A 1,580-nucleotide genomic window follows, 5' to 3' on the forward strand; every position below is an offset into this window, starting at 1 on the left:
CGGCCAATCGAAGCGAGCGCAGCGTATGCGGCATCGAGCGAGCGGCTTCGGCAATGATCGCGGCGTCGCGGGCATCGGTCTTGGCTTCACCGTAAGCGTCCTGCCAGTACCGTCTAGCGAGATTGCACGGAGCGAGCGAAAGTAGCTCCCATCACATGAGTGGTGGGAACCAAATTGGATAGCGAACCGAAGCGGGCGAGCCGGAAGGGGTGCCCGAATCATCCGATCGATTTCAAGAGGCGCCTGGCGGAGCTGGCGTGCGAGCCTGGCGTTTCGGTGTCGAAGCTGGCTCTCGAACACGGCCTCAATGCCAATCAGCTGTTCAGATGGCGACGGCAGTATCGAGCCGGATTATTTGGGACGTCGGACGCGACGCTGGCGATGCTACCGATTACAGTTGTCGACGCGGCGTCGGCAGCGCAACCGGCCGAAGCGCGTCACGATACGTCGGTGGCGGCGCCTGCCGAGGAGGCCTTGTCCGCCGGCACGATCGAGGTGCATTTCGCCGACGTGATGGTCCGTATTGGCCATGGTGCCGAGCCGGCGACGTTACGAGCGGTGCTGGCGGCGTTGCGTCGATGATCGCATCGGGACTGACTTCGGTCGTTGGCCTGCCGGCAGGCACCCGCATCTGGATCGCGGCAGGTGTCACCGACATGCGCTGCGGCTTCAATGGTCTGGCGGCCAAAGTGCAGACGACGTTAGCGGAGAATCCGTTCAGCGGGCACGTCTTTGTGTTTCGCGGCCGGCGCGGCGATCTCGTAAAGGTACTGTGGTGGACCGGGGATGGATTGTGCCTGCTCGCCAAGCGTCTTGAGCGAGGCCGCTTCATCTGGCCACAAGCGACGAACGGCGCCGTGTTGCTCACGCAGGCGCAACTGTCCATGCTACTTGAAGGTATCGACTGGCGTCGTCCCGAGCGAACCTGGCGCCCAGAATCGGGCTTGTAAACGACCTGGCGGCCACGTAAGCTCTGTGCATGCCCTCGCATGCCGCGTCCACGATCGACACTTTGCAAGCCTTGCTGCGCGAACGCGAGGCGATCCTTGTGCGTCTGCAGGAGACGATCTCCGCGCAACAGGCCGTGCTCGATGCCCGCAATGCAGAGATCGATCATCTGAAGCTGGTGATTGCGAAGCTCAAGCGCCAGCACTCGGTCGCAAGTCGGAGAAACTCGACCAGAAGATCGGGCAACTCGAATTGCGCCTCGAGGAGCTGCAAGCCGACGCAGCGGCCGCGTCGCCGGATGACCCGGTGCGACGGGTAACGAATCGCGCACCAGCCAAACGTGTACCGCTGCCGCCGCACTTGCCGCGCGAAGTCCGCACGTATCGACCGAATGGCGCAGCGGCATGTGCTCAATGTGGCGGCTCGATGAAATGACTGGGTGAAGACATCAGCGAGCAACTCGAATGTATGCGGTCTTTTAACAACGCCCCTCAGCGGTTGAGGGCGGCAGGCATTCTCCAAGGCATGAGATCGGCATAGTTGTATTAGCCGGGACTCGATCTGACAGGTAGTCGGGCCTACAAAGAACGAGCCATCAATGGGGGATGAGTTTCTCCTTGGCTAGTTCGAGC

At 62.0% G+C, this 1,580-nt stretch carries 4 protein-coding genes and 1 pseudogene; 4 read left to right on the forward strand and 1 reads right to left on the reverse strand.

The annotated features are described in order from the left end of the window. Positions 1-94, reverse strand: a pseudogene (locus ACPUER_RS36660) (IS110 family transposase); the annotation flags it as partial. Positions 95-174: 80 nt separating this feature from the next. On the opposite strand from ACPUER_RS36660, the gene tnpA reads away from it, so the two are divergent. From tnpA to ACPUER_RS36680, 4 genes are all read left to right on the forward strand, one after another. After that, positions 175-582 carry an IS66-like element accessory protein TnpA gene (tnpA, locus tag ACPUER_RS36665; protein ID WP_425133569.1) on the forward strand — a complete coding sequence of 136 codons (408 nt, stop codon included), beginning with the start codon at positions 175-177 and terminating at the stop codon, positions 580-582. Then, entirely contained in the window at positions 579-950 is a 372-nt protein-coding gene (gene tnpB, locus ACPUER_RS36670; protein WP_310144177.1) for an IS66 family insertion sequence element accessory protein TnpB, read from the forward strand. Before tnpA ends, tnpB begins: the two co-directional genes overlap by 4 nt. Before the next feature lie 62 nt (positions 951-1,012). Further along, the gene (locus ACPUER_RS36675; RefSeq protein ID WP_425133571.1) at positions 1,013-1,267 is read left to right on the forward strand and encodes a hypothetical protein; all 255 of its coding nucleotides are present in this window, start codon (positions 1,013-1,015) and stop codon (positions 1,265-1,267) included. After that, entirely contained in the window at positions 1,201-1,383 is a 183-nt protein-coding gene (locus ACPUER_RS36680) for a hypothetical protein (protein WP_425133570.1), read from the forward strand. Before ACPUER_RS36675 ends, ACPUER_RS36680 begins: the two co-directional genes overlap by 67 nt. Positions 1,384-1,580: the final 197 nt, after the last annotated feature.

The sequence above is a fragment of the Burkholderia sp. DN3021 genome (assembly GCF_049805555.1).
Classification (GTDB): Bacteria; Pseudomonadota; Gammaproteobacteria; order Burkholderiales; family Burkholderiaceae; genus Burkholderia; species Burkholderia pyrrocinia_C.